The following is a 26,962-nucleotide window of genomic DNA, read 5'->3' as shown; positions in this document are numbered from 1 at the left end:
GTGAGGACGTCATATGAATCGGCTAGGGCTGCGCTGGTGGATCATCAGTCTCGTGACGATCGGTACCGTCCTCAACTATCTGGCCCGTTCGTCGCTGTCGGTTGCCGCACCGACGCTCAAGCAGCGTTTCGCGATGTCGACGCAGGAGTACAGCTGGGTCGTCGCGTCGTTCCAGGCGGCATATACGGTCATGCAGCCGATCGCCGGCTATGTGCTGGACAGTCTGGGGCTGCGGCTCGGCTTCGCCCTGTTCGCGATCGGCTGGTCGACCGCGAACTGCCTGCATGCCTTCGCCGGCGGCTGGCCCTCGCTTGCCATGTTCCGCGGTCTGCTCGGCCTGACCGAAGCGGCCGCGATCCCGGCGGGCATGAAGGCGGTATCCGACTGGTTTCCGCCGCGCGAGCGCACCGTCGCGACCGGCTGGTTCAACGTCGGCTCCTCGATCGGCGCGATGATTGCGCCGCCGGTCGTCGTATTCTGTATCGCCGTCTGGGGCTGGCAGTCGGCGTTCATGGTCACCGGCGGCGTCGGCTTTCTGTTCGCCGCCGTCTGGTACATCTTCTATCGCAAGCCCGAGGATCATCCCCGCATCTCCGACGAAGAGCGCGCGCTGATCGTCGAGAGTCGACCGGTCGTCGATACCGCCGCCGGCATGTCCAGCCGGGCGATCATGCGCATGCGGCAATTTTGGGCGATCGCGCTTCCCCGCTTCCTCGCCGATCCGGCGTGGCAGACGTTCAACTTCTTCATTCCGCTCTACCTCGTCGAGGCGAAGGGCATGGATCTGAAGAGCGTCGCTGCGTTTGCGTGGCTGCCCTTCCTTGCCGCCGATCTCGGGTCGATCGTGGGGGGCTATTATGCGCCGTGGCTGATGAGGCGGTTCAATGTCCCGCTGATAACGTCGCGCAAGATCGTCGTCGCCAGCGGCTCCGTGTTGATGATCGGCCCGGCGCTGATCGGCCTTACGGTCAGCCCGGCAGTGGCGATCGCCCTGTTCTGCGTCGGCGGCTTCGCGCACCAGATGCTGTCGGGGGCACTCATCACCCTGTCGGCCGACCTGTTCCGGCCCGAAGTCGTCGGGAAGGTTACCGGCATGGCCGGATCGGCCGCGTGGATCGGAGGACTGAGTTTCTCGCTCGTGATCGGATCGCTCGCCGACACGATCGGTTACAATCCCCTGTTCGTCTGCCTCGCCCTCTTCGATCTTCTGGGTACCGCGATCCTATTCTCGCTACTGAAACATGGCGATCCGCAGTCCGGCCCGCCCGTCACGCCCGCCCGGGCGCCGCTATGACTGCGGCAGGCCCACCATCGCCCGTCGAAGCCGCGCCGCAGCGGCGCGAACGCCTGACCCGTAACCATATCTTGTAAGGCCAATTTCGGTGATCTCAACGCATGTCCGACCGGCGGCACAGCCCGTCCTTTCCAAGGCCGATACCCAGAAGATGACCGTGATGACCCAGACGATGCGGTGGTTCGGCCCGAACGACCCCGTATCCCTGGCCGGCATCCGGCAGGCCGGTGCGACCGGTATCGTCACCGCACTCCACGACATTCCCAATGGCGAGGTCTGGCCCGCCGACCGTATCGCGCAGCGCAAGGCCGAGATCGCCGCCGCCGGCCTCGACTGGACCGTCGTCGAGAGCCTGCCGGTAGCCGAGGGGATCAAGACCCGCAGTGCGGATTGGGACCGGCTGATCGGGAATTACTGCGCCAGCCTGACGAACCTCGCCGCCTGCGGCATCGACGTCGTCACCTACAACTTCATGCCGCTGCTCGACTGGACCCGCACCGACCTGGCGTGGGAACTGCCCGACGGGGCGCTCGCGCTGCGCTTCGACCCCATCGACCTCGCGGTCTATGACATCCACATCCTGCTGCGGCCCGGCGCGGTGGACAGCTATGCGGGCGAGGTCGTCGATCGTGCTGCGCGGCGCTTTGCGACGATGGACGACGGCGCCCGCGCGACGCTGGAGGCGACGATCATCGCCGGACTGCCGGGCAGCGAGGAAAGCTTCGACTCGCCGCAATTCCTCGAAAGGATCGGCAGCTATTCCGGCATCGACGCCGACCGGCTGCGCGCGCACCATCACGCCTTCCTTCGCGCGGTCTGCCCGCATGCCGATGCGCTCGGCATCATGCTGGTCGTCCATCCCGACGATCCCCCGTTCTCGATCTTCGGCCTGCCGCGCGTCGTGAGCACCGAGCAGGACCTCGCCGAATTGTTCGCCGCCGTTCCGGCCGGATCGAACGGCCTGTGCTTTTGCAGCGGGTCGCTCGGCGCTCGCGACGACAACGACTTGCCCGCGATGCTGCGCCGCTTCGGCGAGCGTATCGGCTTTCTCCACCTGCGGTCGGTACAGCGTGAAGCCGGTGGTGCCTTTCACGAAGCCGCCCATTTGCGCGGCGACGCCGACATGCCCGCGCTGATGAAGGAAATCTGCGCATTGCAGGCCCGATCGGGCAGATCGATTCCGATGCGACCGGATCACGGGCACCAGATGATGGACGACCTCGGCAAGTCGACGAACCCCGGCTATTCCCTGATCGGACGCATGCGGGGGCTGGCGGAACTGCGCGGCCTCGAGATGGGTATCCTTTCCGGCGCCTGAGTCGGCAGCTTCGCCGGGAGAGCGGCCGATCCGGATGGGTGGCGGCGTGGTTTTCCGGCCCATCGCTCCGCTTGGTTCAGCGACTGCGGACAGCTGTGATCCGCCGCGCGGGAGGACGAGGCGGGACCGGCGACGACACGCCGGCGGGCCGTCTTATCGACCTGCCGTCACGTGTCGAAATAGCGGGCGAGGGCGGGAACGTCGCGATTGACCTCGCGCATCATGGCGGCGAGCGGCGGATAGGGTGCGAAGCCTGTCCCGACGAGGCCCTTGTTCGATCCGCCGTTCCACGGATGCGGGCGTGCCGGTGCGGGCTCGTCCATATAGCGGTGCCAGTGCCAGCCGATACAGACGCCCGCTTCGATCAGGCCCAGGACGAAGTTCTCGTAGAACAGGCCGCGGTCGGCCTGCGTCGCGACCGTCCAGCCCGCGCCACCGCGATTGCTGAGCCCGGCATCCTCGCCCTTGGCGTAGAATTCGGACACCAGCACCGGCCGCCCCGACCAGGCCGACCATCGGCGCATGCGTCCGATGTCCGGCGTCCATTCGTGATAGACGTTGACGGCGACCGCATCGAGGTATCGGCCGCTGGCGCGAAACGCCGTCGCACTGTCCTTCTCGTCACCGTAGAAGCGCGTTCCGAAGATCAGATGGTTGGGATCGTGCCGCCGGATCGCGGTCGTCACGGTCGCATAATAGCGGTCGATGACGTACGCGCGAAACCGGTCCCGCATCTCGCCGTCGATGCGGGCGGGATCGCGACCTGCCAGCCACGCCATGGCGCCGCGGTGCGCCGGATCATCGACCGGCGCGGCAAGGAAATCGTCCAGCATCCTGTCGCCGAGCGGCAGTTCGTTGTCGGTGAAGTAACCGAGCAGCCAGGGATCGTTCGCCCGGTCGGCAAGCCCGGCGGCATGACGATCGCAGAACTCGACGAACCGCGGGTCGAAGACCGGGACGGCATTATGGGCGAAGCCGACATGGCCGGGCTGGGCATGGGTGCCGCCGATGGTCCGTCCGAAAGCAGCCAGGAAGCCGAGGTTGGGGCAATCGGCGATGCGTCCCCCACCCGCGGCCAGCGCCGCCGGGTCGGACCAGGCACCTGCGGTGTTGATGCCGGTCGCGCGCAACAGCGCCAGCGTCTCCGTCGCCCAGGCCGCGTCGCTTCCGAACCGCCTGGCATAGGCCGCCCGGCCCGCCGCGCCACCGCGCCGCGGATCGACGGAATTGATGCCGATGCTCAGGAACCGCCCGCCGTCGGGATCGCGCAGCCACCAGCGTTTGCCGATGCGCTCGACTGCGAAGAAGCTGCTCGTCGTCGTGCGACCGCTACCGAACCCGCCGAACCGGGTGCGCGGCTCGGGCGACCCCGGGCGAAAGCCCGCCAGGTCGCTTGTCCGGCGGGTGGGATGATCCTCCGGGGGCTGCACGAAGGTACTGCCGGTGATGCCCGCGCGGACGTACAGGCGGGGTTTGTCGGTGCCGACCCGCGCCGCCGCCGGCCATGCCAGCACACACGTCCCCGCCGACAGTCGCCGCAGCACGGCGCGGCGGCCGACGCCGTTGCCTGACGCATTCCCGTCCGTCGCTTCGTTTCGCACGCCCATCGTCTAGAAGCCTATATTCAGACCGAGGATGAAGTCCCGCCCGCGGAAGATCACGTCGCGCATCCGGTTGGTGTTGCCGCCGTCGACGAAGGTCGCCGACGCCACCGGATCATCGATCGGACGCTGTTCGTAGAAATAGCTGCGGCGGTATTCGTTGGTGATGTTGCGGGCCTGGGCCAGGAAGGTGACGTTCTTCGCCAGTGCATAGCGCATGTTCAGGTCGAACACCGGTCGCCCTGCGAACCGCACGGTGTTGATGGCCAGCGCCTCGCGGTCATATCCGTCGCTCCGCCAGCGACCGGCAAACCGCAGGCCGAGCGGCCCCTTCTCGTAGAACAGGACCAGGTTCAGCTGGTGGCGCGAGAGGTTCGACAGCGGCTGACGCACACCGCCCCGCGTCCCCACCTCCGGATCGCGTTCGTCGAACACATAGCCCGCGATCGTCCCGTCGGCGTTGAAACGGGTGTAGAGACTGGAATCGTCGATCACTTCGGTAATTCGGCTGTCGATGAACGAATAGTTGGCAAGGATGCCCAACCCGTCGAGCGGCGCGGGCAGCATCGAAAAGGTCGTGGACAGCTGGACCTCCACGCCGTTGACGACCGATTCCGGCGGCTTTTCGTTGACGAACGTGCGCAGTCGCAGCGGCAGCGTGCCGGCCGCGGTTTCGATCGTCGAATTCAGCGGCTGCCCCCCGACGATGATCGAATCGATATTCTTGTGGAAGACCGCGATCGCGGCCAGCGTGTCGCGATTGGGCGACCATTCCAGCGACAGGTCGAGGTTGCTGGCGCGATAGGGCTCGAGCAGCGGGTTGCCGCCGGCGATGGTCAGCACCTGCGGGCCGGTCGGCAACCCGGCATCGTCCAGTTCCTGCTCGACGCCCAGCCGCCGCCCGGGGAACAGATTCTGGAACGGCGGGCGCGCGATGCTGCGCGCCGCACCCAGCCGCAGCCGCAAATCGCCCGTCAGGTCGAACGCGAGGTTTAGGCTGGGCAGCACGTCGGTGAATGCGTTCTGCTGCGACAGGGGTTGCACGGTGTTGTTGTCGACGGCGAAGATCGGCACGCCGCTGTTGCTCTGCGTCAGGCGGAACGTCCCGGTCGATCCGGCGGTGCGCACCCAGGTCTTGACCGCACGGACGCCGACGTTGCCGCGGAAGCGCACTCCGAACAGCCGCCCGGACAGATTGGCCATCGCATATCCGGCCAGGGTTTCCTCGCGGATCACCGACGAGGCGAGCGCATCCGCCGCCGTATTCAGCCGGTCCGGCGCCACGCCGGCCAACGGGCCGTCCAGCACGGCAAAGGGCGACAGCTGGTACCAGCTGCGCGGGATCGGCTGGTCGGCGTCGAAGCGGTCGAACGCATTGGCCGAGATGAACGGAATGCGCAGCGACTGCAACGTCGCGGTCGAGAAGCGCCCCTGGAATGCGGTCGAATTGTAATCGGCGGTGCTGAAACTTTCGCCCTTGCGCCGGTTTTCGTAGCGGGTGCCGAATTCGATGCTCGAAACGATCGGCCAGTCCAGATCGCGCCGTATGTCGAGCCGCCCGGAATAGGATTTGTCCCGGCGCGCACCGCGATCGAGGGCAAGGCCGCGGAACAACAGGGTGGCGGGGTTGGCCGGATCGAAATTCAGATAATCGACGCCGATCGCACCATATTGATTACCCGACGAGATATAGGTCAGCGCCCGCTGCGTGCCCGGGCGGATCGTCGCCTCCGCCGTAAAGCGGTCGAGCCTGACGTTCGAGTAGAAGAGATCGGGCGAGATGGTCCAGTCACCCGACGACCATTTCGCGTTGAGGCCTGCGGTCAGCGTGTCGGTTTCCTCGTTGCGTTCACGCGGCAGGGAGTCGACCTGCACATTGTTGAACAGGACGTTCTGGATGAAGCCCGTGCTGTCCACCGTTCCGGAAATGCCGTCGCCGAAAAAGCTGTTGTACAGTCTGGCCTGCTCGAAATAATTCGTCTCGCGCGCGGCCAGACCGTCGAACTTTATGCTTAGATTGTCGCTCGGCTCATACGTCATCAGCAGCGTGCCGGCGGTGCGCTTCGTCTCGAACGCCTCGATCAGGTAGGACAGGCCGGTCGGCGCGATCAGCGCCTCGTTGTCCTCGAAGGGGTCGGGTGTCCGGGTGTTGGCGTCGTCGTCGAAGATCAGCTGGCCGGTCGGGCCGGTGATCGGCGTGTAACCGGGACGGATGAGGGCACCGTCCAGCACCGGCCGCTGCGCGCTGATCGCAGTCTGCGTGCCCGGCAGCACCTGATGCGAAAAGCCGATGCCGATCCCCAGCTTCCTGCCGAACAGCGCCTGCCGGATCGATCCGTCGACACGGTAGCCTTGCGGATTGAAGCGCGTGATGCCTTCGACGGAATCGTCATATTGATACCGTCCGGTCAGCCGGACGATCGTATCGATCTTGCTGCGCTTCAGGGACGACAGCGGGTCGGCCGTGCTCAACTCGACGGTGCCCGACACGCCGCCCTCGACCATCTTGGCGGTAGGGGTCTTGTAGATGGCGACCCGGCCAAGCAGGGCGCTCGGGAACAGGTTGGTGCGGACGTTGCGGCCCGAACGATCGGACGTCAGCACTCGGCCGTTCAAGGTCGTCAGGCCATATTCCGAACTGAAGCCGCGAACCGACAGCGACTCCGGCTCACCGGTTCCGCCACCCCCCGAGACGCCCGGCAGGCGGATCAGCGCATCGCCGGCATTGAGGTCAGGCAAGTCGCCGATATCTTCCGCCGACAAGGCATCGAGGATGAAGTCGGCCGATTCCTTGACGTTCAGCGCGTCTCGCGTGGCGGCGCGGGTCCCGCGGACGATGATCTCCTCCACCGCTGCCTCGTCCCCGACCTGGTCCGCCGGTGCCGGTTGCGGCGCCGTGTCCTGGGCAAAGGCACCCGTCGCGGTCGCCAGTACGAACACCGAACCCGACCACAGCAGCATCTTTCTGAACTGGACCACCCGTTCCTCCCCTGCTGCTGCCCGGACTTGCTGCCCGGAATGTCATTGTCGCAGCGTATGTCACGAAGATTTATCAGGCCAAAATCACCTGTCAAGGTCAGGCCAATTTCCTTGAGGCAACAAGCCACTCCCGGCTGGATCATGCGACCGCATCGCAACCCGCGGCGGCCAGGAACGGAACCGGACGCCGACCAGGCGGTCAGCGCTCGATCGGCACCTCGAATGGACCGACCGGCAGCCTGTCGTCGTCGTAGAGATTGACGACCGGCGTATTGCCCCATGCATAGCGCACGCGGCTGGCCGGACGGCCGTCGCTCGCCAGGCGGACCGACATGCCCTCCACCGTGGCAGCAGCCCAGCGACAGCTGTCCGGTGCGTCGGCGCAGAGTTCAAAACCGATCGGGCGATCCGAACTCCATGTCCTGAGCGCGCCCGCGACGTCCTGAAAGTGCACGGTCACGCCGCCCGGTGCGAGCGTGGCGTTCCGGACGCGGGGCCCCGTCGGCGTTTCCCGCGTGCCATAGACGAGCGCCCCCGCGGCACGGGCGAGGCGATGGCCGACCTCCTGCTTGTTGGCGGGGTGGATATCCCACCGGTCGCCCAGATCGATGGCGACGACCAGCGCGGCATGCGGATCGCGCGTGGCGACCTGCCGCTGGTCCTCGCGCACCTGCGCCCGGCCGCTGTCGATCGGTTCCGCCGACGGCGCCCCGAAACCGGCAAGGGATACGATGAGGAAGGGCAGGTCCGGCCTCTGGAAATGCGCGCGCCAGCCCCGCATCAGCGCCTCCAGACGTACGTCATAGCCGGTCAGACTGGAATCGGATTCCCCTTGATACCACGCGACGCCGGTCAGCGCGACCGGCCCCAGCGGCGCGACCATCGCGTTGAAGATCGTTCCCAGCCCCGCCCTGCTTTCCCACGGCGTGCGCGGCGGCGAGGCGTGCGCGGGACTGGCGACCGCATATCGCCAGTCCGTGGTCAGCGGCACCGCTCCGCCCGCCGTCGGCACCAACGCCAGGGCATCGGCCGGCCCGAGGAAACCGCCGATGCCAGCCGTGTTCAGCACGCTGACGACGATCTCGTTCGCGCCGGGGCGCAGGACGCCGGGCGGGACCGCATAGTCGCGCCGAACGTCGCCGCCATAGCCTGTGCCGATCGCGACGCCGTTGATCCAGACGACGTCCATGTCCTCGATGCGTCCCAGCGTCAGGCGCGCGGCGCCCTTCGCCTGTTCGGGCGACAGGGTCACCGTTCGGCGGAACCACAGGAGCCCGGCAAAGCCATCGAGCTTCGGGATACCCCAGTCATCCCAGGCACCGACCTGCGGCACCGGCTGCCACGCCAGTCGATCCGGCGCGCGCCATGGCTCCGCCCCGACCGCCTGTCGCGACGTGCGACGCCACCAGTCTTCCCACGTTCCGACGAACCGCACGCCCGCTGCCGCCGCGTCGCGGCGATAGAGGGTCAGCATCGCCGCGCTATCCCCCTCGCCGGGCAGGGCCACCCCCGCCGCCTCCGGCAGCCACGGCCGGATGCGCGTGCCGCCATAGCTCGCATCGATCGCGCCGATCGGGATCTTGCGCGATGTCCGCAGGTCGCGGACCATGTAATAGCAGGCTGCGGAAAAGCCGATGACGCTGTTGCGATCGGCACGCTGCCAGCCCGCGCCGCCGATTCCGGATTGCGGCGTCGCGGCCGATCTCGGCGGGACGGACAGCAGCCGCAACTGCGGGTCGGAGGCCCGATTCAGTTCATTGGGCCAGTTCAGCGAACGCTGCACCGGCAACTCCATGTTCGATTGCCCGGAGCATAGCCAGACGTCGCCGATCAATATGTCCTCGGCCACGGCCTCCGCCTTGACGCCGGTCGCCGTCAGGCGGAACGGCCCACCCGGGGGCATCGCCGGAAGGGTCGCCTGCCACCCGCCGCGATCGTCAGCGCGAACCTGGCGCACCTCCGCGCCGAGACGGACCGATATCCGTTCGCCCGGATCCGCCGTCCCCCGGATCACGATCGGTCGATCGCGCTGAAGCACGGCACCCGACGAAAAGGGGCGCGCCAGCGCCGGATCGGCCGCCGCCGGCCGCGGCAGGGCTGCCGCGCACAGGAAAGCCATCGGTAGCACGATCCGCGCACACGTCAGGGCAGCCATCGCCCGTCCCCTTTCTGATACCGTGATGTTTCGTGACGCCCGCTGCGGGCGTCAGACCGCCCGCGCGGCCATGCGTTCGCGTTGTGCGCGCGCCTCGCTCTTCGCCTGTTCGACCGCGTCGGTTTCCGTGGTCGCAAGCAACAGATCGATCACCCGGTCGAGATGATTGCGCATGGCCTGCCGTGCCGCATTCGGGTCACGCCGCCGCATCGCATCGATGATCAGGCGATGCTCGCGTATCCGCGGCTCCATGCTGCAGCTCTTCGACCGCGAAAAGATCCGCCGCGCCAGCGGCGAGCGATCGCGCATGTCCCAGTACATGTTGACGGTGGCGATCAACACGCCGTTGCCGGTGGCCCGTGCGATCGTCAGGTGAAATTCACGATCGGCCGCCATCGCGAGAACCTCGTCCGGGCCCGCCATGTCGTCCAGCGCACGCTCGAGCGCAGCGAGCCCGTCTTCGTCGATCAGGGTCGTTGCCAGTGCCGCAGCTTCGCCCTCGACGAGGCGCCGGGCCTCGGCGAGTTCAAACGCCCCGACGTCGAGATCCGGGGCGACCTCTCCCGGCAAGCCGATGACATAGATGCCCGAGCCATGGCGCGATTCTATGACGCCCTGCATCTCGAGCGCGATCATCCCTTCGCGCACCGTCGGCCGGCTTACTCCGTACAGCTCGGCAAGCTCGCGCTCGGCCGGCAATCGCTTGCCCACCGGATACTCGCCGCGCACGATCGCCGCGCTGATCTGGTCGCAGACCTGACGATACAGCTTGGCATTCTTTGCAGACGGGCGCGCCACGATAGGTCCGATACTCTGGTCCTGCGCATGGTAGCTTCGCAAGTCGGGCAAGTCCATGACCTTTGGCCTTTCTGAAGCCCATAACGGGTTGCATGCGTTTCCGATCGCCTGTCCCGAACCGATCGAAGCCGGTCCGGCATCCGCGCCGCCCGATGCACATGCGCACCCGACGCCGCGGCGACCCGGCGCGGCTCACCTGACTCCGCTGGCCCGTTCCTGCGCGGACAGGCGGCCATCGCGGTCGGCATCCATCTTGTCGAACCGTGGCATCTCGAACGCCACCGCCTCGTCGATCGTCAGGGTGCCGTCGCCGTTGCCGTCGCGCGCGGCGACCCACGCCTGCGCGAGTTCGAGGGTATTGGCCGAGCCATTGGGCAGCCGCGGGCGGGCCTTCAGTATCTCCTCTGCCGGCAGGACCCCGTTCCGGTCGAGATCCCATTGCTTGTACTTATGCACCTGGCGCGACCGGAACTCGTTGCGCGAGATCGGCTTGTCGGCCTGGGCAAGCACCGGCACGGCGGTCGGCACGCTCACTGCGGATACGAATACAAGGGCGAGCACCTTCATCATTGTTCTCCTGACGTAATGTCGGTCGCAGCGCGATCGGGCGCGGCGGGCCTGCGGCCCCGGTCGAGATCCGCCAGCCACGCGACGAACATCCCGGGCCACGCGGCGGCAGGCAGATCGCGCGGCATCCGCACGCCGAAATTATGTCCGCCGCGCGGGAAGACGTGGAGTTCGACCGGCACGTTCCTGGCGCGCAAGGCCGCGCGCATCGGAATTCCGTTGCGCTCCACATCGACGATCGGGTCGTCGTTGGTCGAAACGATGAATGCCGGTGGCGTGTCGGGCGTGACATTGAGTTGCGGCGAATGTTGCGCCTCCAGCGCCGGTGTCGCCAGCTCTCCCAGCAGTTGCCCGTGCGAACCCGCATTGCCGTCCGACGGCCGCATCCCGATGACGGCGGAAATCAGGCCGACGGCCCAGGGCCGGGCCGACAGGCGATCGGCCGCGTCGATCGGGACATAGACGGACGCGCCATGGCGGGTGAGCAGTTCGGCACAGACGTGCCCGCCCGCCGAAAAGCCGACCGCGGCGATCTTCGCCGGGTCGATCCCGAATCGGGCGGCGTTCGCCCGGATCAACCGTATCGCCCGCTGAGCGTCGGCCAGCGGGACATCGGCCTTACCGGCCCAGCCCTCGCCCGGCAGGCGATAGGTCAGGACGAAGGTGGTGTATCCGCGTTCGGCGAGCCAGCGCGCGGGCTCCAGACCGCCCCGGTCGATCACCAGCGCGCGGTAGCCGCCACCGGGCACGACCATCACGGCCTTGCCGTTCGGCTTGGCCGGACGGAAGACCGACAGCGTCGGCGTCGCGATGCCGCGGATCATTCGATTGGTGATCCCGCTGCCCCGGCTACGATCCTCGGTCGACGGCCTGGGCGCGACCCGGGGCATGCCGGGCGGCGTGCCCGGCCAGAGCGGAATGACCTCTGCCGGTGCACCGGTCGTATAGGGCACGGCCTGAAGGCCCGCGAAGGCCGGTACCGGTGACGTGATCGCCAGGCCCGCGACCACCCAGCCGAGGCAGGCGATGCGGCGGGGGGTGCGCAGCGGCTTGATCATCGGTTCGGTCCTGAAGAAGGCGGAGCGCCGGCAGTCCTCGCCGGCTCGCGCCCGGGCAGATGGCCGGCACGGACGGGCGTGGGGCATGGTCATCGGCGATCCTCCGACCGGGTTCCGCCGACGGGCTCGATCACGATGGTCGACACGATCGCCTCTCCGCGCCTCGGCCTGAACGAGAGGCGCAGCGTGTCCCCGCCCACGGTGGTCACGAAGCTGCGCTCGACTGCCCGGCGCACGCCGCCGGCCGCGCGCGCCACGTCGATGTCGGGCAGGACGACGGCACCGTCCGCCAGCACGTCGAACACGCGCGCGCCCGGCGCCAGATCGTCGGGCTCCGCAAAGCCCAGCGACACCCGGTATCGTCCGGCGGGCAGCGGCAGGACATAGTCGAAACTGCCTTCGCGATACGCTTCGTACCGCCGAGGATCGGGCGCGACGACCGTCAGGACCGGCTGCGGCTTCCACCCCGATTTGTCGACATCGACATCGGCCGTGATGAACGATCGCGACTCCAGCGGATTCAGCCGTTTGCCCTGTCCGCCGACGAAAAATGCGTCCGAGCCGAACCGTTCGGCCGGAGCGCCGTCGATCCCCGTCAGCGTCCCCGCCAGCAGGCGCAGGGTGCGCGGATCGCCATTGAACGACCAGGTGGCGCGATCGACATGCTCGCCATCGGCGAAGCGGGCCTTCGCCTCGACAACGTTGGCACCGGGCCGCAGCTCGACGCCGGGGAAGCGGCACACGCTGTCGACGCACGCCGCCGTCCGCGCAGGGCCTTGCCCGGTCGTCAGCTGTACGCTCGGCGCATTGCTGTAGACGGTCACGTCCATCACGCGATAGGCGCGGTCGCGGTACAGCTTGTCGGTGATGTGGACGACCGGCTGGTCCGACCATGCGGCCTTGTACAGGTAGAAGCTGTCCTTGCGGGTCTTGCGATCGAAACTCACCAGCCCCTTGGTATTCAGGTCGGAACTGTCGCCTTCGTTGCGCAGCGGGTTGGCGAAATCGAACATGTTCCAGACATAGCTGCCCCACAGGAACGGCAACGTCTTGATCTGTTTCCAGGATTCTTCATGGACGGCGTTCTGCACCGCGATCGGCTGCGGACGCCCCTGATTGTCGACGGTCCCGCCGAACGGATTGTCCGTAACCTGACTGAGCGCGCCGCCGGCGCCATATTCGCTGATCGCGATCGGCAGGTCCGGCCGTTCCCGATGGAGCTTGCGCATCCGGCGCCCCAGCCCCTCGGCCTTGCTGGCGTACCCTTCGCCATACCAGCCGAGATATTCGTTGTAACCGGCAAGGTCGGTGACACCGACCAGCGACTCCGTGACCGGGTTCGGTTCGCAACACAGCGCGATGACCGTCGGCCGCGTGCGATCCTCCGCCTTCGCCACGGCGTTGAGCGCGCGCATAAAGTCACGCACCGGCGCTGCCGGGACGATCTTTCGCGCGGCCAGGCGCGTGACCTCGTTGCCGATCGACCACACGGCAACCGACGGATGGTTGTAATTCTGCCGGATCAATTCGCGCAGCTGCTGCTTGCCGCTGTCCAGCGCCTTGTCCGTGGCATCCGGCGCGCCGACAGGAACGTGCGTTTCCAGCAGGCCCAGCTCGGTCCACGATACCAGTCCCGTCCGGTCGGCGATGTCGTGAATGTTTTCCGAATGATTGTAATGGCTGTACCGGACCGTATTGGCGCCGATCTCCGCGATCATCGCCATGTCGCGCCGTTCGTCGTCGGCCGACAGGGCCCAGCCCTTGCCGGCCTCGTCCTGATGCCGGGCCACACCGTGCAGCGGCGTGCGCACGCCATTCAGCCAGAACCCCGTGTCAGCATCGAAGCGCATCGTGCGAAAGCCGAGCGGCTGGAAAAGCCGGTCGCGGGATCGACCGCCCGCATCGTCGATCCGCGTCTCCACGCGGTAGAGATACGGGTCCTTCCGCCCGTTCCACAGCCGCGGACGCACCACGGTCAGCATCGTGATCGCCTCGCCCGTCTGCCCGGATGCGACCGCCACGGCCGTCCGCACGCGCGCGACTTCGCGCCCGGTGGCGTCCAGCACGCGGGTCAGCACCGTCGCCCGCTCCGCCGCCCGGCCTGCATTGGCGATGCGCGTGCGAACGCGGACCTGGCCGGACGCAGCGGTGACGGCCGGCGTGTCGATGTACACGCCCGGTCCGCCCTGATCGGCCAGGTCGATGTGCAACGGATCGACGATCAGCAACCGCACCGGGCGGTAGATGCCGCCGTAGGTCATGAACCCGCCATAGATCGGCTGGACATGCCGCGTCGCGCTGCCCGGCACCGGCCGCGAATTGTCGGCCTTCACGACCAGGATGTTCCCGCCCCCCGGCTTCAGCGCATGCGTGGCGTCGAACCGGAAGCGGGAAAAGGCGCCCTCGTGGCGGCCGAGATGCACGCCGTTCAGCCAGACGTCTGCAACGATGCTGACCGCGTCGAATTCCAGCCATGCCCGGCGACCGTTGAGCGCAGGCGCCGTCAGCGTCGTCCGATACCAGCCGATACCGCGGCGATCGTCGATATCCGGCGTCCGCCGGTCGCCGATATTCCCCATGCGGTTCCAGGTATGCGGCAGCGAAATCCGCTGCCACCCGCGATCCGTCTCCGCCGCCCCCACCGGTGGCACCTCCCGCGCGCCGAACGAGAAGCGCCAGTTCTCGGTCAGGGGCATTACCTGCCGCTGTTGCGCAGCCGCAGGGCGCGGCAACGATGCACTGGTCAGGAGAATCGACAAACCGACGCAGACGCGGGAACCCCATTTCTCGGATAGAATCACGCCGCGCTCTCCTCGCTTTGTGGCGACAGGATAAGAGGCCTGACCAAATCACGCAAGATGTAAAACCACACCTGCAAGGGGAGGGCGCATCGTCGTGGATTGTCGATTGCGTACACGCGCTGGCCGACGATCGCGCGGACGCGGCGCGTTATGCGGTTACCGACCGGCGGTGCACGGGTTCACGAGCAAGCCGTCGAGTGGTTCGAGGGCAGTTGCATGCGCAAGGGGGGGCATGCCCGGGCGCGGCGCTATCCGCGTGCTCATGGAGCGGATAGCCGTTCGGCCGGGTCGCGTCCCACGGTGTGGTGTGGCTGGCGGTCGGCAGCCTGACCCGCCCGGCCTGGCCGGGGATCGCTGCGGCTACGCCGTCTCGGCGGCACCACATGGTGGGACACGACCCGCAACGATCCTCGTCCGTTGCCCGTTACGCCCCCGGATATTTTGCCAGCAGGGCAGTCGCGGCCGTCTTGCCATAGGTGTCATGCGGAGCGTTCAGCAGCGATTGCAGCACCAGACGGGCGTCGCCGCCCCGACCGGCCTTGAGCAGCGCTTCACCCAGCGTCAGGCGGATCGCCTCCGACTGGGGAGACAGCGCCATTGCCTGTGCCAGCATCGCGATCGTTTCCCTTGTGGGCCACGACGGCTCGTTCCTGGACGCCAGCGCCAGACGATAGAGCAGTTCCGCATCGTTGGCGCGATCGTTGACGGCGGCGCGCAGGTCGACACGCGCCTCGCGCCACAATGGTGCGGCGGCGGCGGCGTCCCCGGCGGCGGCGGCCTGCCGCATCCGCGCCCTGCCGCGGATCGCCAGCGCATCGACGTCCCGCTTGCCGTCGGCGAGCAGCGGCGCGAGCGTCGTCACGGCGCGGCCTGCATCGCCGTATTTGGCATCGACCCGCGCCGCCGCCAGCATCGCGAACCGATCCTGCGGATGGTTCGCGGCGACCGCACGGACCTTTTCGACGAACGCCGGGCGATCGGCCTCCGCGACGAAATAGCGGGTCCGGGCATCGAGGAGCCGCAGCGCCGCTTCGCCGCCCTGCAACGATGCGACGGTCGCCGATTGCCCGGCGGGCGGCGTCCACGCGAACCGCTGTACCCTGAGCGGTGCGCGATAATAGCGCATCAGTTCGTCGTTCAGTGTCGGCAGATCGGTACCGAGCGCCTCGGTCAACGACCGCACCGGATCGCCCCCCTTGCCCACCGAAACCAGATAGCGGTTGAACGCGGCGCTGCGCTTCGGGTCCGAAGACAGATAATGGGTCAGCAGCCACGCCTGCCCGTAAAAGGCGTTCCACTTGTCGCGCGCCAGCGTGCCGGTCGTGCTGCGCAACACCTCGTCCCATGGCAGCCAGGTCGCCTTCAGCCGATCGGTCAGGGTCCGGGCGCCATGACCGACGACGATCGCATCGGGATCGATGCGGATGGTCTGGAGATACTGGGCATATCCCTCGATCACCCATCCGGGGTAGCTGGACGGGAAATGCGCCTGCTGGAAATAATGGGTATATTCGTGAAACGCGGTGTCGTCGGCGTCGCTGCCGGTCAACCCTTGCGTCGTCGCCTGTCGCACGCGGTTGTAGCGCACCACCAGCATCGGCTCGTCCCCCGATGCGTCGTAGAAGCCCGCGAACCCGCCGGCGGGCCACAGGGTCTTCATATCGGCTTCGCTCGCCAGCAGATAGACGTGCAGCCGTGCCCCCGGCGGGGCATCGGGCACCCCCAGCAACACGCGCAGGAACGCATCATAGGTCTCGATCTTGCGGGCGAACCCCTCGACCGCGCTGCGCCCGGCGTTGCTGTAGACCTCGAGATGGGGGGTATCGGCGCGCAGCCATTCCTCTGCCGCCGCCGGGGCGGGCAGGACGATCGTCGCGGCGAACATCAGGCTCACCATCCCGGCGCGGCGTCGCAGCGCCTGCCATTCCTTGCCGATCGTCCGGCCCATGACGTCAGAACCCCTTGGTCAGCGCGACGGCGAAGCTGCGACCGATCAGGTCGTAGAACGACAGCGTCGATGCGGTACCCTCGCGATAGCCCTGCCATCCGGTGCCGCCGAACGACACGCGCGGCGGCGGCGAATCCAGCACGTTGCGCACGGTCAGCGACAGGTCGAGATCGTTCAGCACGCGGGTCGACACCGACAGCGCGAAATTGGCGTAGAATTCGTTGATCCGGTCGAACTTCACCGTCTTGCCGGTATCGCGGTACAGGTTGCGGGTCGGCGCCGCGCCGGTGAAATAGTTCTCGTTCGACATCTTGCCGACCAGCTTGCTGCTCAGGCGGATCGTCGTGTTGGTGGCCGGGCGGTACCAGATGCCGACGTTGGCGAGGAAATCGGGCGTGCCCGAATAGCCGAGATAGCTGTCGCGCGGATCGCCCTGGAACGTCGCCGATTCGCTGCGCAGCTGCACGTTCGCCTGCCCGTCGCTGCCGAAGCGGCCGATGCCGGTATTGAAGTCGAGCGTATAGGCGATGTCGAGCCCGTCATACACCTCCTCGCCCGCGTTGATGTAGTTGTCGCGAACCTCGAGGATTTCGCGCGTCGTGGGATCGCGGGTGACGAGGCTGCAGAAACGGTTGCCGGGGAACGGTTCGCGGGTGATGCATTCGCGCGGGATGATCGACGAGCCGAGGCGCGTGACCGAATTCTTGATGTGGATGTAGTAATAGTCGATCGACACGCTGGCGTTGAGCAGCGGTTGCGACAGCACGATCCCGACCGATCGCGCGAACGAGGTTTCGGGACGCAGGCTGGTCGATCCGCCGGTAATGATGTTGGCGTTGCCGCCGAGCGCCAGATAGTCCTGGTTGTTGAACAGTTGCGCGCACCGGCCGCGCTGGGTCTCGGTCAGGAAGGTCGATGCCTTGTAGTTGCCGCAAGGGTCGAGGAACTGCCGCGCGCCGAGCGCCGCCTGGTCCTTCAGGAACAGCTCGTACAGCTTGGGCTGACGGAACGAGGTGCCCTGCGTCGCGCGGAACAGGATCCAGTCGGCCGGGCGCCACGACAGCCCGGTCTTGTAGGTCGCTGCCGACCCGCCGTATTCGAAGCTCGATGCACGCCCCGACAGCGTCAGGTTGAGCGACTGGGCCAGCGGCTTGTCGCGCAGGAGCGGCACGCCCATTTCCCCGTAGACCTCGCGCACGTCGGCGCGGCCCTTCGTCGGCTTGGCCGAGCTGTAATAGGCCATGGCCGTCGTGTCGAAATTCGACGTGTCGCCGGGACGATCGTCGATGGCCTCGCGCCGGAAATGACCGCCGAACGCGAGCTGCACCTCGCCCGCGGGCAGGTCGAACAGCGTGCCGCTGACGCTGCCGTCGATGTACCATTGGTCGTATTTGGTGGTGCCCGCGCTGCGCCCGATCAGGAAGTTGTATTCCTCGGGCGTGAAGCCGGTCTGGTACGCGCGCCAGAAATTGACCCCGCCGCTCGGGCAGCCGGTGATCGACTTCAGCCGCGACGTGTCGCACCCGGACGCGCTGACCGCCGCCGCCATCCGGTCGGCATAGACGAAATTCTGGCTGTATTCGCCGTTCGAGCGCGAGAAATTGCCGTACAGGTCGTAGCGCCAGTCGTTCTCGAACTTGCCGCGCACGCCCATCGTCAGCGTGCCGTAATCGACCTGCTGCTGCGGACGCTGGGCGAACTGCATCAGGATGATCGACGGGGCCGGGCGCAGCGGTTGGCCCTGCTGGTTCACGAATTTCGGATTGTTGGCGACGTTGAACGGGCTGTTCGAGTTCGCGGCGGGCAGGATCGGGGTCTGGAAATAGGTGAGATACTGCTGGCTGGAATCGCGCCGGGTGAACAGCCCCTCGCCATAGAGTTCGGCGGTGTCGCCCAGCTCGACATTGCCCGAGGCGAAGGCCGAATAGCGCCGGCTCGGGCTCTGCATCGCCTGGTCGCCGTTGGCGAGGCCGCCGCTCTCCAGCGGGTAGAAGCCGTTGTAGCGATCGGTCAGCGACTGCGTCGACAGCCGGATGCGGCTGTAGCCGTTCAGGTCGCCGAGCGCGACGGTGCCGACCGTGGCGTCGGACGGGCGCAGATAGCTGGCCGATGATCCGACCACGCTGTTGGTGCCGGTTCCCGCATATTTGTAGAGGTAGCCGAACCCCCAGCATTTGGCGCTGCCGTCGGGGTTGGTGATGTCGGCGCGGGTGCCGTCCTCGTTGAAGACATAATCCTGGTCGCACGCCGTCACCTTGCGCTGGCGCGCCAGCAGCAGCTTGGCCTCGGTATAGCCGATCCCCGCCTGCAGCGCGCCCCGCTCGAACTTGTGCCCGTAGCGCAGCGAGGTGGTGTAATAGTTGCCGCCGCCATGCTGCGACAGGTTGCCGTACAGCTGCACCTTGCCGCCGTCGAAGTCTTCCGACGTGATGATGTTCACCACGCCCGCGACCGCATCCGACCCGTAGATCGACGAGGCGCCGTTGGTCAGCGTCTCGACCCGCGCGACCATCGCGAAGGGCAGCATGGTCAGGTCGAACTGGCTGATCGATCCGCTGGTCCCCGCCGGGCCGATGCGGTGGCCGTTGATGAGGACCAGCGTGCGCGCCGACCCCATGCCGCGCAGGTCGATGGTGGTCGATCCGCCGCCGCCGGTGCCCGGACGGCCGAACGACGAGGACTCGGTCTGCTGGGTGCCGCTGGCGGCGGGGGTTTCCTGCACCATCTGCGTCACGCTGACGAGGCCGCGCTGCACCGCATTCTCGACGGTCAGCACCTGAAGCGGCGACGGCGCCGAGAAGCTGGGGTCGCGCAGCCGCGATCCGGTCACGACGATTTCCTGATCGTCGGTATCGTCCGTGTCCGTCTGCGTCGCGGGGAGGACCGGAACGGTCGCCTTGTCATCCTCGCGCGATTTGCCGTTGCCCTGCGCGAAGACAGGCGCCCCCTGCAACAACGCGACGCACGCCGCACCCAGCAGAAATTTCGATTTCCCCATGAACGATCCCCGGTTTGGTATTTAGTATTCTTTCTATTATCGATCATGCATCAAAAAATTTGATTTGCAACAGGATTGTAATCAATAGACCAAACGTCGGTGGCTTCGCATGATGGGTTGGGATATGCTCGCGTCGATCATCCGGCCGTTGTTGCGGTCATCAGCGGGCAAGCGATTGAAATGAAAGAAGTCGGTTCCGAGGAAATCCCATGGTCGGCGACCGAAAAGCCGACGCTGCCGATCGGCGAGCGCATCAAGGCGCGCCGCAAGACGATGGGATTGACGCTGCAGGAACTGGCGACCCGATCCGGACTGTCGGCACCGTTCATTTCCCAGGCGGAGCGCAACCTGAGCGTGCCGTCGCTGTGGTCGCTACTGGCGCTGGCGAAGGCGATGGACGTCGACATCAGCTATTTCATGACGATCCCGCACAGCGACGCGATCGTCGCGCGCGCCGATCAACCGCGACGGATTCAGGCGGACTCCTCCGTAGTCTACCATAGCCTGTCGTCCGATTTCGAAGGGCGGCGGATGGATGCCATGCTGATCCACATTCCGCCGGGTTATGCGTTCCGCACCGACCAGCGAAACGGGGAAATCTTCCGCTACGTCATCAAGGGCGAACTTCATGCGGTCGCGGGGGATGTGGAAACGATCCTCGGGCCGGGCGACAGCATGCACTTCGATGCCCGCCTGTCGCATTCGATCGCGAACAGGTCCGATGCACCGGCGATCCTGCTCTACACCGGCACCCCCAGCCTGTTCCGACAGGAATAGCGGAGAATAGCATTCGCCGATCAGGCGAAGGATGGCGCGAAACCCGTTTACGCACGTCCGGGGCGCCGTCGGCGCCGACCCATATCCGGATATTGGCGATAGTGGTCGGCCGGTCCCGGTTCGGACGCTTCGTTGATGCCGTTCACGACCGTCTCACCGATACTGCCGGACACGCCGTTGCGACTGCCGCGCGGCAGATCGTCGTCGCGGTGTAACGATACGGGCCTATCCGCTCCGGCGGCATGGCATGGGGTGGACGATCGGGAAGGGTGGCGGCGGCGGTGCTGTCGGCGCTGTCGATCGCCGCGACGCCCGGTCGGGAACCGGCCATCGCATTCGATCTTCCCGCCGGTCCGGCCGGGGCCGGGCTGCGGACCATCGCGCAGCTTGCGGGCGTGCCGCTGGTCGCGCGGCCGGGCGATCTGGTCGGGCGGAACGGTCCCGCCCTGAAGGGGCGGATGCCGCTGCGGACGGCGCTGGAACGCTGGTGCGGCGGTGCGGGGCTCGACTGTCGTCATGGCCCGGACGGTATCGTCGTACGCGCGCGGCATCGCGTGGCGGCAAGGCGGGCGCGGTCGGTCGCACCCCCCGCGACCGTCGATCCGCCGGGATCGCCACCGCCCGACATCGTCGTGACCGGACGGCGGGGGATCACGTCGCGTCCCGCGCAGACCCGCAGCTATTCGGCCACCCACATCGATGCGGCGGCGCTGGCGCGGCGACAGCCCGACGCGCTGGCCGACATGCTCGCCGCCGTGCCGGGCCTCTGGGTCGATCCGTCGGCGGGCACCGCCGCGAACACCGTCCGGGTGCGCGGGCTGCCGCTCGACGGGTATCAGGCACTGGCGGTGCAGGAGGACGGGCTGCCGGTACAGCACGACACGCTGCCATGGAGCGACATCGACCAGTTCGTCCGCCCCGACCTAATGATCGACAGCGCCGATTATGTTCGCGGCGGCCCGTCGTCGATCCATGCCAGCAACGCGCCGGGCGGTATCCTGAACCTGCGCACGCGGTCGCCGGACGCGACCGGCGGCGCCGCGCGGATCACGCTGAGCGATCGCGGGCTGGCGCGCGTCGAGGGCTATCGCAGCGGCGCGATCGGGGCATGGCGCGCGATCGTGGGCGGCGGCGTCACCCGCGATCCCGGCGTGCGGCGGATCGCCGCGACGCTGGGCGGATGGCAGGCACGGGTCCGGGCCGAACGGCCGGTTGGGGGCGACGGGCGCCTGACGCTGAGCGCGCGGATGCTCGACGACGACACGCTGAACATCTCGTCCTTTCCGCTGCGGCGGACCGGGTCGGGCGTCGCGCCGCTGCCGGGGTTCGATCCGCGCCGGGATTCATGGTTCGGACCCGATCTGGCGCAGGTGGCGTTCGCCGCCGCCGGGGTGCGGCCCGTGGCGCGTAACAACCGCAACCGGCTGTTCGCGGCCACGGCGACGCTGGCGATGCCGGTCGGCGAATGGCGCGTGACCGGGCGGCTGCGCGCCCGGCGGTCGCGGACGCACCGCTATGCGATCTCCACCTCGGGGGCACCGGTCCGCGCGCAGGCGGCGATCGACGGGGCGACGCCGCGCCTTGCCGCCGCCTTTCCGACCCTGGCGCAGGTCGCGGTACGGCGCGCGGTGGACGGCAGCGCCTTTGCGCCCCTCGCCGGGAACGACCTGGTCGAGACGGTCAACCCGGTCGCCGCCGACGTCCGCCTGAGCGAGGCGATCGGCGACCTCACCGCCGCGCGGGTGTTCGACCTTGCCGGGCGGCACGACGTGACGCTGGGCCTCTATGGCGTCACCTATCGCTGGCGTTTCGACCGGGCGGTCGCGCGGGCGCTGATCGAGGCGCGTGGACAAGGCCGCCTCCTCGATCTGGTCGCGCTCGACGCCGGTCGGCGGGTCGTCGGCAGCCTGACGGACCGGGGCTTCCTCAGTCGCGGCACCACCCATGAGACGATCGACGCGCGGCAGCGCATGGCTGCGCTCCATGCCGCCGACGAATGGAACCTCACCGAGCGGCTGCGGATCGACACCGGGGTCCGGGTCGAGGCGCTGGCGATCGACGCGATGGTCGGTCAGCCGCGGCGGATCGACGGCGGCGATCCCGCGACATTGGCCGACGATGCGCTGGCGGTACCATCGGGTCGGTCGCGCCCCGCGCAGGCACGGGTCGCGGCGGGCAGCGCAACGGCGGCGCTGCACTGGCGCCCCACCCCCGCCCTCGGCCTGTTCGCCCGCACGACCCGCGCCAGCCGCCTGCCCGATCCGGGGGTGTTCCGCACCGGCCTTGCCGCACCGCGCGCGACCCATGTCGACCAGCGGGAGCTGGGGCTGTTGTGGCGCACCGGCGCGGTATCGCTCGATGCGACCCTCTTCGCCAGCCGCTTCGGGCAGATCGGGCTGGAGACGCTGGCGATCGATCCGCAGACCGGCGCGATCGTGCCCGCCCGGACCGAAGCCTTCGCCCGCACGCTGGGTGTCGAGATCGATGCCCGCTGGCGGGTCGGCTCCGCGCTCGCCGTCGACCTTGCCGCCACCGTGCAGGATCCCCGGCTCGGCGACTATCGCATCGACGAACGGATCGACGGCGTGCCGGTGCGCAGCGACCTGAGCGGTCGGATACCGCGCCGGGTGCCGCGCGCGATGGCGCGACTGTCACTGAGCGGGACGGTGCCGCAGACACCACTGACGCTGGACCTCGACGTTACCGCCATGGGGCGGCGCTTTGCCGATGATGCGAACACGCTGGCGCTCCCGCCCTTCGCGATCCTCGACCTCGGCGTGCGCTGGCAGGTGCGCGACGGGATGACGCTGCGCCTCGCCGCGACCAATGTGCTCGATGCCATCGCCGTCATGCAGGGCGACGCGATCGGCGGCGAGGTGCGTGCGCCCGCCACCCCGGTCTTCGTCGGACGGGCGCAGCAGGGCCGGATCGTCGAGGCGGGCGTCACCTGGCGCTTCTGACCCGGTAGCGGGCGAGTTCGCGTGCCGCGCGCGCCATGTCCGCGCGGAACGCGGGATCGGCGTGCGCGCGCGCGACGATCGCGGCGGCGGCGAGATAGCCGCCCTCCACCGCGCTCCACGAGTGCGATCCGCAGATCCAGCGGCTCTGCCCATAGTCGCGCCCGCGCGCGAGGATCGCGTCCGCCCGGTCGGGCAGCAGCTCGGCCATCAGCAGCGCGAATGCCCAGCCATGCGCGGTATGGCCCGAGGGATAATCGCCGTTCGCCGCCAGCGCGGGCGTGCGCGGTTCGCAGAGCGGCGCGCCGTTGCCCACGAACGGGCGGCGCGACTGCCAGTGCGTCTTGGCCGCGCCGACCGCCGCCGACCGGTCCGCGCCGAAGCGGTCGAGCAGCCGCCGCGTCGCGGGCAACCGTGCCAGATCGAGGCGGAAGCCGAGGGCATCCGCGAAGCGCGCGGGCAGGTCCGACGACACGTCCGCCGCCGCCCGTCGCCAGCGATCGTCGTCCACCGCCCCGCGCTCCTGTGCGAAAACGCGCGCATCGGCCTGCGCCCGCGCGCTGTCCACGGCGGGCGGGCCGGGCAGGATCGTCGTCAGATCGGGTCGTTCGGCGGGTGCCAGATACCCGGACTGGATCACCAGCATCGTCAGCAACATACTACCCGTCATATAATTCTACCCCCGTTCATTACGGGTAGAGATAGCTGCTTCATGTACGGGGACAACATTCAATCATCATATTCCCATCAGGCTTGGGTCACATAACTGAAACAATCGTCACAAAAGTTTTACAAATCTTTTTGTCCCCGCTGACCCCGGCCGATGTTCTTCGCCACCAGTCGTTCGATGACGAGCGATACCGGGGATTATTGGGGAAGTTTCATGACGAGCAACCGTTGGTGGTGGATGGCATCCACCGCCCTGATCCTGTGCGCCCGGCCCGCGTTGGCGCAGACGCAGACTCAGGCACCGACGCCCGCCACCGAGGCCGCCGACGATGGCGAGATCGTCGTCAGCGGCTATCGCACCGGTCTCGAACAGGCGCGCGATATCAAACGCCGCGCGACCGGCATCCAGGATTCGATCGCCGCGACCGACATCGCCGCCTTTCCCGACCTGAACCTCGCCGAAGCGTTGCAGCGCCTGCCCGGCGTCGCGATCAATCGCGAGGCGGGTGAAGGTCGCCGCATCAGCCTGCGCGGGCTCGGCCCCGATTTCGCGCGGGTGCAACTGAACGGCATGGAGGTGCTCGGCAACGTCGACTCCCCGCAGGACAGCCGGGGGCAGACCACCCGCGATCGCGCGTTCGATTTCAACCTGTTCGCCGCCGAACTGTTCAGCCGGGTCGACGTGCGCAAATCCTATAGCGCCGACCAGACCGAAGGCGGGCTGGCCGGTACCGTCGGGCTGTTCGGCGCGCGTCCGTTCGACAACAAGGGCTTCCGCGCCGCGATCGGCGGGCAGCTTGGCACCAACAGTCTGACCGGCGACGTGCAGCCGCGCTTCACGGCGCTCGTGTCGCAGAACTGGGGCGATGTCGGCATTCTGCTGTCCGGCGCCTACAGCCGCCGCCAGACGCGCGAGGAAGGGTTCGACACCTATCGCTGGCGGCTGAACAACGCGACCGGCAGCAACATCTCGAAACTGTCGGCGGAGGATCAGGCGGCGGTCCGTTCGGGCACGCTGCGCTTCGCGCGCGGCAACCGCCTTTCGGTGTGGGACAGCACGCAGGAGCGCATCGGGCTGACCGGGTCGGTCCAGTGGAAGCCGATGGCCGATGCCACGCTGACCCTCGACGCCCTGTACGGTGAATTCAGCGGCGACCGCTTCGAGACCCACCTCGCCTCGCGCGGCGGCGGCGGATCGACGTGGCTGGGCGGCGGCGGCACCTTCGCCGGGGTCACCTATCCCAACTCCACGATCAACGCGCTCCGGTACAACCACCAGCGCGAGGTCGTGTACCTCGACGTCAGCGGTGCCAACACCGCGACCGAGACGCGCACGCAGGAGACGAAGAACGTCTTCCGGCAACTGGTGCTGAGCGGCGATGCCGGGGTCGCGCCGGGGCTGAAGCTGACCGCGCTGGGCGGGGTCGAGCGGTCGCGCTATGCCATTCCCGTCAGCGACAAATTCTACCTCGAAACCTATGGCGACGTGATCTCCGACTATCGCGGCGGCACCTATTCGCTGGTCAACACCTACAAGTACGACACCGCCGACGCCTCGCGCTGGCACGCGCGCAACATCAACATCGGCGCGGCGTACCAGAATTCGGCGTTCGACAATGCGAAGGCCGCGCTGGCATGGGAAGCGCTGCCCGGCGGCACCTTCACCGTCGGCGGCGAATGGCGCCGGTTCGGGAACGACGGCTACGGTCAGGGTGTCGACAACATCCTGCTGCCCGAATTCCGCTCGGGCAAGGTCAGTTCGGACATCGCCGCCTATGCCCGCACCTATCGCGACTATCCGGGGCAGGACTGGACCGTCGTCGATTATGCGAAGGCGTTGCAGACGCTGAACCTCAACCGCAACGACTATCTGACCGCGCGGCTGAACGTGTTCACCGTGGAGGAGCGCACCACCGCCGCCTTCGTCCAGTATGACTGGGACCAGCAGATCGGCAGCGTGCCGTTCCGCGGCAACGCGGGCTTCCGCTATTACCGCACCGGCGTGACCTCGACCGGCGTCGCCAACGTCGGGCAGGTGACGGTGGAGGGCGATTATGACGGCGTCCTGCCCGCGATGAACCTGGTGCTGGAACCGGCGCGCGGGCTGATCGTGCGCGCCGCCGCCGCGCGCAACATCAACCGCCCCGGCCTCGGCACGCTGGCGGTCAACGGCACCGTCGGGCGCGACAACGGCGAAGTCACCGTCTCGATCGGCAACCCGAACCTGCAGCCCTACACGTCCACCGATCTCGACCTGTCGATCGAACGCTATTTCGGCAAGGTCGGCTATGTCGCCGCCGCGCTGTTCCACAAGACGCTCGACGGGTTCATCACCAACCGCACGGTCAACAACGTCCCCTATTCGACGACCGGCCTGCCGACCGGCATCCTGCCGGGGCTGACCGATGCGACCAACGTCACGTCCTTCTCGCGCCCGGTGAACATCGGCAGGACCGACATCACCGGCCTCGAACTGTCGGGACAGAGCGACTTCACCTTCCTACCCGCGCCGTTCGACCGGTTCGGCACGGTGCTCAACCTGACGCTGATCGACAGCACGTTCGACTATGCGACGATCATCCCTGGCAGCACGCGCACCACGCTGGAGGGGCTGAGCCGCGTCAACGCCAACGTGACGCTGTACTATCAGGACGCCCGCTTCAACGCGCGCGTGTCGGGCAATTATCGCAGCCCCTATGTCTTCAGCGCGTCGCCGGTGCAGAGCGCGTTCGGCAAGGATCAGGACGTGACCGGCTATGAAGGCACGCTCTATGTCGACTTCTCGGCCCGCTACAGCATCCTGCGGCGCGTGCAGTTGACCCTTGACGGAATCAACCTGACCGACGTGCGCGAACGGCAGTATTCGGACTCGACGAGGCGGCTGTACGTCTCGACCCATTCGGGCGCGACCGTATTGGGCGGGATCCGCGTCACCTTCTGACCCAAAGGCGGGGTCGCGGCGCATGCGGCGCGACCCCGCCGTTTCAAATTGCCCATGACCTGCGAGGCGATACAAGACCGGCGTGCCGCACGCATCCCGCC

At 67.7% G+C, this 26,962-nt stretch carries 15 protein-coding genes; 5 read left to right on the top strand and 10 right to left on the bottom strand.

Annotated elements, in window-relative coordinates; genetic code table 11:
* Positions 1-13: 13 nt before the first annotated feature.
* The gene (locus ABLE43_RS11260) at positions 14-1,294 is read left to right on the top strand and encodes an MFS transporter (RefSeq protein WP_348978603.1); all 1,281 of its coding nucleotides are present in this window, start codon (positions 14-16) and stop codon (positions 1,292-1,294) included.
* 88 nt (positions 1,295-1,382) lie between these two features.
* Entirely contained in the window at positions 1,383-2,612 is a 1,230-nt protein-coding gene (gene uxuA / locus ABLE43_RS11255) for a mannonate dehydratase (protein ID WP_348978602.1), read from the top strand.
* A gap of 167 nt (positions 2,613-2,779) precedes the next feature.
* Here the strand turns inward: uxuA and ABLE43_RS11250 are convergent, their stop codons facing one another.
* From ABLE43_RS11250 to ABLE43_RS11210, 9 genes are all read right to left on the bottom strand, one after another.
* On the bottom strand, positions 2,780-4,219 hold the full coding sequence (locus ABLE43_RS11250; RefSeq protein ID WP_348978601.1) for a glycoside hydrolase 5 family protein: 1,440 nt from the start codon (positions 4,217-4,219) through the stop codon (positions 2,780-2,782).
* Between the two features lie 3 nt (positions 4,220-4,222).
* Positions 4,223-7,192 carry a TonB-dependent receptor gene (locus tag ABLE43_RS11245; RefSeq protein ID WP_348978600.1) on the bottom strand — a complete coding sequence of 990 codons (2,970 nt, stop codon included), beginning with the start codon at positions 7,190-7,192 and terminating at the stop codon, positions 4,223-4,225.
* Positions 7,193-7,391: 199 nt separating this feature from the next.
* Complete coding sequence (locus ABLE43_RS11240; protein WP_348978599.1) at positions 7,392-9,347, bottom strand: sialate O-acetylesterase; 1,956 nt, start codon at positions 9,345-9,347, stop codon at positions 7,392-7,394.
* A gap of 51 nt (positions 9,348-9,398) precedes the next feature.
* Complete coding sequence (locus ABLE43_RS11235) at positions 9,399-10,202, bottom strand: FadR/GntR family transcriptional regulator (RefSeq protein WP_348978598.1); 804 nt, start codon at positions 10,200-10,202, stop codon at positions 9,399-9,401.
* Positions 10,203-10,337: 135 nt separating this feature from the next.
* Positions 10,338-10,712, bottom strand: coding sequence for an EF-hand domain-containing protein (locus ABLE43_RS11230; protein WP_348978597.1), 375 nt, complete (start codon positions 10,710-10,712; stop codon positions 10,338-10,340).
* Positions 10,712-11,770 carry an alpha/beta hydrolase gene (locus ABLE43_RS11225; protein ID WP_348978596.1) on the bottom strand — a complete coding sequence of 353 codons (1,059 nt, stop codon included), beginning with the start codon at positions 11,768-11,770 and terminating at the stop codon, positions 10,712-10,714. Before ABLE43_RS11225 ends, ABLE43_RS11230 begins: the two co-directional genes overlap by 1 nt.
* Before the next feature lie 89 nt (positions 11,771-11,859).
* Positions 11,860-14,466 (bottom strand): glycoside hydrolase family 2 TIM barrel-domain containing protein, encoded by a 2,607-nt coding sequence (locus ABLE43_RS11220; protein WP_348978595.1) that lies wholly within the window; start codon positions 14,464-14,466, stop codon positions 11,860-11,862.
* 529 nt (positions 14,467-14,995) lie between these two features.
* Entirely contained in the window at positions 14,996-16,519 is a 1,524-nt protein-coding gene (locus ABLE43_RS11215; protein ID WP_348978594.1) for a tetratricopeptide repeat protein, read from the bottom strand.
* A 4-nt stretch (positions 16,520-16,523) separates the two neighbouring features.
* Complete coding sequence (locus ABLE43_RS11210) at positions 16,524-19,517, bottom strand: TonB-dependent receptor plug domain-containing protein (protein WP_348978593.1); 2,994 nt, start codon at positions 19,515-19,517, stop codon at positions 16,524-16,526.
* Positions 19,518-19,697: 180 nt separating this feature from the next.
* On the opposite strand from ABLE43_RS11210, the gene ABLE43_RS11205 reads away from it, so the two are divergent.
* Positions 19,698-20,294, top strand: coding sequence for a helix-turn-helix domain-containing protein (locus tag ABLE43_RS11205; RefSeq protein WP_348978592.1), 597 nt, complete (start codon positions 19,698-19,700; stop codon positions 20,292-20,294).
* 269 nt (positions 20,295-20,563) lie between these two features.
* Entirely contained in the window at positions 20,564-23,254 is a 2,691-nt protein-coding gene (locus tag ABLE43_RS11200; protein ID WP_348978591.1) for a TonB-dependent receptor, read from the top strand.
* On the opposite strand, the gene ABLE43_RS11195 is transcribed toward ABLE43_RS11200, so the two are convergent.
* Positions 23,238-23,921 (bottom strand): acid phosphatase, encoded by a 684-nt coding sequence (locus tag ABLE43_RS11195; protein ID WP_348978590.1) that lies wholly within the window; start codon positions 23,919-23,921, stop codon positions 23,238-23,240. The genes ABLE43_RS11200 and ABLE43_RS11195 overlap by 17 nt on opposite strands.
* Before the next feature lie 213 nt (positions 23,922-24,134).
* On the opposite strand from ABLE43_RS11195, the gene ABLE43_RS11190 reads away from it, so the two are divergent.
* Positions 24,135-26,861, top strand: a complete 2,727-nt coding sequence (locus tag ABLE43_RS11190) for a TonB-dependent receptor (RefSeq protein ID WP_348978589.1) — start codon at positions 24,135-24,137, stop codon at positions 26,859-26,861.
* Positions 26,862-26,962: the final 101 nt, after the last annotated feature.

The sequence above is a fragment of the Sphingomonas silueang genome (genome assembly GCF_040049155.1).
GTDB lineage: Bacteria > Pseudomonadota > Alphaproteobacteria > Sphingomonadales > Sphingomonadaceae > Sphingomonas > Sphingomonas silueang.
The sequence above is the reverse complement of the archived record's forward strand: the minus strand, read 5'-3'. Positions and strand labels throughout refer to the sequence as shown.